The 6,202-nt window shown below is 72.3% G+C and carries 6 protein-coding genes; 3 read left to right on the top strand and 3 right to left on the bottom strand.

All coding sequences use genetic code 11. From position 1 onward, the window contains the following. On the top strand, window positions 1-883 hold an 883-nt coding region (locus tag ADY01_RS31440; RefSeq protein WP_049580124.1), incomplete at its 5' end, for a DMT family transporter. 371 nt (window positions 884-1,254) lie between these two features. Here the strand turns inward: ADY01_RS31440 and ADY01_RS31445 are convergent. Continuing rightward, a complete protein-coding gene (locus ADY01_RS31445; protein ID WP_049580128.1) occupies window positions 1,255-1,725 on the bottom strand; it encodes a DIP1984 family protein in 471 nt (156 codons plus the stop codon). A gap of 88 nt (window positions 1,726-1,813) precedes the next feature. Next, window positions 1,814-3,064: a glycoside hydrolase family 10 protein gene (locus ADY01_RS31450; protein WP_049580125.1), complete on the bottom strand. Its 1,251-nt coding sequence runs from the start codon at window positions 3,062-3,064 to the stop codon at window positions 1,814-1,816. A gap of 273 nt (window positions 3,065-3,337) precedes the next feature. Between ADY01_RS31450 and ADY01_RS31455 the strand changes: the two genes are divergently transcribed. Continuing rightward, entirely contained in the window at window positions 3,338-4,207 is an 870-nt protein-coding gene (locus ADY01_RS31455; RefSeq protein WP_049580126.1) for a 3-hydroxybutyryl-CoA dehydrogenase, read from the top strand. A gap of 19 nt (window positions 4,208-4,226) precedes the next feature. Here ADY01_RS31455 and ADY01_RS31460 read toward each other — a convergent pair whose 3' ends face one another. Then, a complete protein-coding gene (locus ADY01_RS31460) occupies window positions 4,227-5,234 on the bottom strand; it encodes a Ku protein (protein WP_049580127.1) in 1,008 nt (335 codons plus the stop codon). Window positions 5,235-5,264: 30 nt separating this feature from the next. On the opposite strand from ADY01_RS31460, the gene ligD reads away from it, so the two are divergent. After that, window positions 5,265-6,202, top strand: a 938-nt coding sequence (gene ligD, locus ADY01_RS31465; protein ID WP_078900779.1) for a non-homologous end-joining DNA ligase, incomplete at its 3' end; no start/stop codon positions are given.

The raw sequence follows: 6,202 nt of genomic DNA on the forward strand, positions 1-6,202 counted from the left end.
CCCCGGTTCCGCCCCCAACGGCTCCGGCCGACGCGGCGGCCTGGCGTTCGCCGCCCTCGGCGTCACCGCCTTCTCCCTCACCTTTCCGGCCACCGCCAAGGCCCTCGACGGCTTCGGTCCCTGGACGGTGACCCTCGCCCGCACCGTGCTCGCCGCGCTCATCGCCGCCTGCTGCCTGGCCGCCGCCCGCGTTCCACCGCCGCGCCGCCACCACTGGCCGGGCCTCGCGCTGGTCGCGGTGGGCTGCGTGCTGGGCTTCCCGCTGCTGACCACCCTGGCCCTGCGGACCTCGGACACCGCGCATGTCGCCGTCGTCACGGGCCTGCTGCCGCTGACCACCGCCATCTACGCGGCCGCCCGCACCGGCAGCCGCCCGCCGCCCCTCTTCTGGGCCGCGGCCACGGCCGGCGCCGCCGCGGTGGCCGCCTTCACGGTCGCCGACAGCGGCGGCGCGCTCGCCGGTGGCGACCTGTACCTCTTCGCCGCGCTGCTGCTGTGCGCCGCCGGATACGGCGAGGGCGGCAGGCTCGCCGGGCTGCTCCCCGGCTGGCAGGTGATCTCCTGGGCCCTGATCGCCTGCCTGCCGCTCGCCGCCCCCGGGCTCGCGCTCGCGCTGCTCGCCGAGCCCGCCGCCCCCACCGCGGCCTCCGTCGCGGGGCTGGCCTGGCTCGCGGCGGGCTCCGGGTTCTTCGGCCTGCTGGTCTGGTACCGCGGCCTGGCGCAGGCGGGGGTCGCCAGGGCCAGCCAGATACAGCTGGCCCAGCCACTCCTCACCCTCGTCTGGGCGGTGGCGCTGCTGGGCGAGGAGCTGTCCCCCGCCGCGCCCGCGACGACGGCGGCCGTGCTGGTCTGCATCGCCGTCACCCAGCGCGCCCGCCGGTGAACGCGTCGGGCGAGGCCGATTGCGGGTTCCGCGAAGGGGTGTCCCATCGCGAGGCGTTGAGCCGGCGTTTCGGGCTGGCTGCCGGATAGTCCTCGTGGCTACTGGCTCCACAGGTACGGAGCCGTTCTCCATGGTGCTGCGATGTGGAAAGCCCCGAACCCGCCCTCGCCGCCTCGGATCTGCACGTGGTGATGTGCCGTGCGATGTGCACCATTACCTGTACGCGTTGCTGAGCTGCACTGTTGATGGGGAGTCGAACCCCCGCGTTGCTCTTCACGCACCAGGAGTGGGCTGGAAAACCGCCGGCCCTCGGTGTGCGCACGCCTCCGAAGCAGCTACCTGCTCCACATCGTCCCAGCTTGCCGGACCACTCAGTCCAGGAGATCGGCCTCCCAGTTCGCACGCTGGATCCGCACATCCACCTCGCGGATCTCCCGGGCGAGTGCATCCGCCTGACCGCGCAGTTCCGCGACCGGCAGCGCGGAAAGCATCATCAGCTCGGACCGAAGCTGCCGACCGTATCCCCGCTCACCGTTACCCGCCGCCGCATCCGCCGCCGCGGTGACCACGGAGTGACGCAACCGCAGGACATCCCGGCGTGCGAGGGCGTCGGTGAGCGTGCCGTCCTGGCCCATCTCCACGGTGGCATTGGTCCGGTTGATCCGCCGGATCAGCTTTTCGAGAGCGTCCAGCACCTCACCGGCCTCGGCCAGCAGCTGAGCTGCGTCCTCGGCGGGTGTCTCCCCTTCCTGGTACCGCGCACTGCTGACGACGCGCGCTCGCAGCTGTTCTACGCGGCGCGTCGCCTCCGCACGTTCCGCCAGTGCCTCAGCAAGCTTCACCGTCGCCACCTCCCCCTCCATGAGCTCGCACGAGTATACGAGTGGGAATCCGACAGCCGATGGCGTCCGGCGCCGGGGCGCTCCGCCCTCAGCCGCGGTAGTGGTCCTCGAAGACCCGTGTCATCGCGCCCAGCGGATCGGACACGACCTGGCTGGCGGAGTAGAACACATTGCCGCTCACCTGCGGATGGTCCGCGCAGAGCGTCAGGTGCCGGGACAGCTCGCCCGCGTCCTGCCACGCCTCCGGCTGCGCCGGGTCGCCCACCTTGTAGATCGCCTCGCCGATCCAGAGCGCGACATCCGTCCCCTCGGCGACGTCCGACCACCAGTCCACGAGGACGGCGTAGTCGGCCACCTCGTACCCGATGTTCCAGTAGACCTGCGGGATCACATAGTCGATCCAGTTCTCCCTGACCCAGGTCCGCACGTCCGCGTAGAGGTCGTCGTAGGTCTGCACGCCGCCCCTGGTGTCGGAGCCGAGGGGGTCGGTGCTCTTGTTCCTCCAGACGGCGAACGGGGAGACGCCGAACGGGATTCCGGGCCTGGCCGTGGCCACCCGCTCCCGCATCTCCCGGACCAGCAGGTCGATGTTGTTCCGTCGCCAGTCGCCGAGGTCGCCGAAGTCGCCGCCGTGCTCGCGGAACGCGTCCGCGTCGTCGAACTCCTCGCCCGCCACCGGATACGGGTAGAAGTAGTCGTCCCAGTGCACCCCGTCGATCTCGTACCTCTCGACGGCGTCGATCATCGCGTCCTGGACGAAGGCGCGGACCTCGGGAAGTCCCGGGTTGTAGTACAGCTGCCCGCCGTACGCCACCGCCCACTCCGGGTGGACCCGGACCGGATGGTCGTCGGCGAGCCGCGCCGGGTCGTCGTGCTGCGCCACCCGGTACGGGTTGAACCAGGCGTGCAGCTCCAGGCCGCGTTCGTGCGCCTCGCGCACCGCGAAGTCCAGCGGGTCCCAGCCCGGGTCCCGTCCCTGGGTGCCGGTGAGCCACTCCGACCACGGCTCGTGCGGCGACGGCCAGAACGCGTCGGCGGTCGGCCTCACCTGGAGGAAGACCGTCGTCAGGTTCCAGTCGACCGCCGCGTCCAGCAGCCCGGCGAGCTCCGCCTGGGACTCCTCGGGCGCCAGGTCGCGCCCGCCCGGCCAGTCGATGTTGGCCACCGTCGCGATCCACATGCCGCGCACATCGGTCGGCCCGGCGGCGCCGGCGCCGTTCCTCGACCGCTTGGCCGAGGGTGACGCCGACGATGACGCCGACGCCTGATTCAGGGTCAGGGCCCCGGCCAGCGTGCCGAGCGCGGCAACGGCCAGTCCCCTGCGTGTGATGCGTGCCATCTGCGGGTGCCCCCTGTCGTGTCTCTACGTTATGCATGCCCCGCCCAGGGTGACCACGTAACCCGGTGGAGGGCCGGTCGACACACCCTGACCCGGACACCATGCGACAACGGGCGGCGCCACCGGAACCCCGGGGGCACCGGCGGAGGTGCCGGGAGCCGGACACCGCGGCGGTTCGAGCCCCCGCGCGCCCGCGCACGCCGTGCCTCCCCCGCGCCGCCGGGGTACCGTCGGGTGGCGACGACGGAGCGCGGGGCGGCGAAGGGGCTGGGCATGGCCGATATCGAACGGGTCGGTGTGGTGGGCTGCGGGCTGATGGGCTCGGGCATCGCCGAGGTGTGCGCGCGGTCCGGGCTCGACGTCCGGGTGGCCGAGACCACGGGCGAGGCGCTGGAGTTCGGACGCACCCGCCTGCTCAGCTCGCTGGGCAGGGCGGCCGAGCGCGGGCGGCTCAGCGAGGAGGACCGGGACGCGGCGCTCGGCCGGATCACCTTCACCACCGACCTGGGGGAGCTGGCCGACCGCGACCTGGTGATCGAGGCCGTCGTGGAGAACGAGCAGGTGAAGACCGAGATCTTCCAGGTGCTCGACCAGGTGGTGACGCGCCCCGACGCGATCCTGGCGTCGAACACCTCGGCGATCCCGCTGGTGAACCTGGCGGTCGCCACCTCGCGCCCGGCCCAGGTGCTCGGCATCCACTTCTTCAACCCCGCGCAGGTCCAGCGGCTGGTGGAGGTGATCCCGGCGCTGACCACGGCCGAGGAGACCGTGCGGCGGGCCGAGGCGCTGGTCTCCGGCCTGCTGGGCAAGCACCCCATCCGCGCCCAGGACCGTTCGGGCTTCGTGGTCAACGCGCTGCTCATCCCGTATCTGCTGGCCGCGATCCGGATGCTGGAGTCGGGCGGCGCCGGCCGGGACGACATCGACAGCGGGATGGAGCTGGGCTGCGCGCACCCGCTCGGGCCGCTGAAGACCGCGGACCTGATCGGGCTCGACACCGTCGCGTCGATCGCCGAGTCGATGTTCGCCGAGCTCAAGGAGCCGCTGTACGCGCCACCGCCGCTGCTCCTGCGCATGGTCGCCGCGGGGCACCTGGGCCGTAAGTCGGGCGCGGGCTTCTACCCCTACGACCCGCCGCGCTGACCGGAGGCGGCGGTGACGGTCACGAGGCGCGTTTGCGTCCGCCGGCCTTCTTCGCCTGGGTCTTCTTGGCCCGGGTCCCGCCGCCGCTCTCGGCCTTCTTCGCCTGCGACTTCTTGGCGGCGGTCTTCTTGGCCGCCGCCTTCTTCTGCGGCGCCTTCTTGGCGGCGGTCTTCTTCGCCGTGCTCTTCTTCGCCCCGCTCTTCTTGATCGGCGTCACCGTCGCCTCCTCCCCCTCGCCCTCCTCGCCCCGGCCCTCACGGGCGCTGCGCACGCTGTCCTCGAGCGCCGCCATCAGATCGACGACCTTGCCGCCGCGCCCCTCCTCCGCGGCGCTGATCTCCGGGACCTTGCCGGTGAGCTTCGCGGTGACCAGGGCCTCCACCGCCTCCCGGTACTCGTCGTGCAGCTCGGCCATGTCGACCTCGCCGAGGGTGTCCATCAGCGTGTAGGCGAGGTCGAGCTCGGCGTCCCTGACGGAGACGTTCTCGCTGGGCGCCAGGCCCCCCGCGGAGCGGATCTCGTCGGGCCACAGCAGCGTGTGCATCCCCAGGACCTCGTCCTCCTCCAGGGCGCGGACGAGGGCGAGCGTCTCCCGGCCGCGCATCGCGAGCTTGGCGATGGCCCCCTTGTCGGCGCGGCGCAGCGCCTCGCGCAGCAGCACATAGGGCTTGGCGGCGCCCGAGTCGGCGGTCAGATAGTAGGAGCGGTCCAGCTGGTAGGGGTCGATGCTGCTGACGGGCACGAAGCCGAGGATCTCGACGGTCCTGGCGGTGGGCAGCGGCAGGGCGCCCAGGTCCTTGTCGGTGAGCTGGACGACCGTGCCGTCGGCGGTCTCGTACCCCTTGCCGATCTCGTCGCCCGACAGCTCCTGGCCGTCGATCTCGCAGACCTTGCGGTAGCGGATCCGCCCGTCGTCGGCGGTGTGGATCTGGCGGAAGGAGACCGAGTGGTTCTCCGTCGCGCTGACGACCTTGATCGGGATGGTGACCAGCCCGAACGAGATGGACCCCTTCCATATGGTTCGCATCGTCTGCCCCTTTCGTGCCACTCTCAGGGTATGCCTGTCGTCACCGTCGGGGGTCGCCGCCTGACGCTGTCCAACCTGGACAAGGTCATCTATTCCGACGGCACCACCAAGGGGGAGCTGCTGCACTACTACGCCTCCCACGGCGACGCGTTCCTCCCGCATCTCCGCGATCGGCCGCTGAGCCTGCTGCGGTACCCGGACGGCCCGGAGGGGCAGCGCTTCTTCACCAAGAACGTCCCTCCCGGCACCCCCGAGTGGGTGAACGTCGCCGAGGTGCCCCGCTCCGGCGGGGCCGAGCCGATGCGCCAGGTGACGATCGACGACCTGCCGGGCCTGATGTGGGCGGCGAACCTGGTGGCCGAGCTGCACACCCACCAGTGGCGGGCCGGGTCACCCGGGATCGCCGACCGGCTGGTCTTCGACCTGGACCCCGGGCCGCCCGCCACCGTCGTCGACTGCTGCCGGGTCGCGCTGTGGCTGCGCGACCGGCTGGCGGCGGACGGACTCACGGCGTACCCGAAGACCTCGGGCTCCAAGGGCCTGCACCTGCTGTGCCCGCTGCGGCCCACGCCCTCCGAGCGGGCCTCCGCGTACGCCAGGGCGCTGGCCGTCGAGGCCGCCGCCGGCCTGCCGGGGCTCGCGATCTCCGAGATGGCCCGGCGGCTGCGCCCCGGCAAGGTCTTCATCGACCACAGCCAGAACGCCGCGCGCAAGACCACGGCCGCCCCCTACACGCTGCGCGCCCGCCCGCTCCCCACCGTCTCGGCGCCGGTGGCCTGGGAGGAGGTCGAGGCGTGCCGGGAGCCGGCCCAGCTGGACATCACGATGGCCGACATCCCCGGGCGGCTGGCCGGGGCGATCGCCGTCCGCCGTGCCCGCGCCGGGGAGAAGCTGACCACCCTGGACGGCACCGCGAGGACCCTCGACCCCGAGGACCTGGTGATCGCCGACGACAGCGGGCCCATCGG

Source organism: Streptomyces sp. SBT349 (assembly GCF_001083795.1).
Taxonomy (GTDB): domain Bacteria; phylum Actinomycetota; class Actinomycetes; order Streptomycetales; family Streptomycetaceae; genus Streptomyces.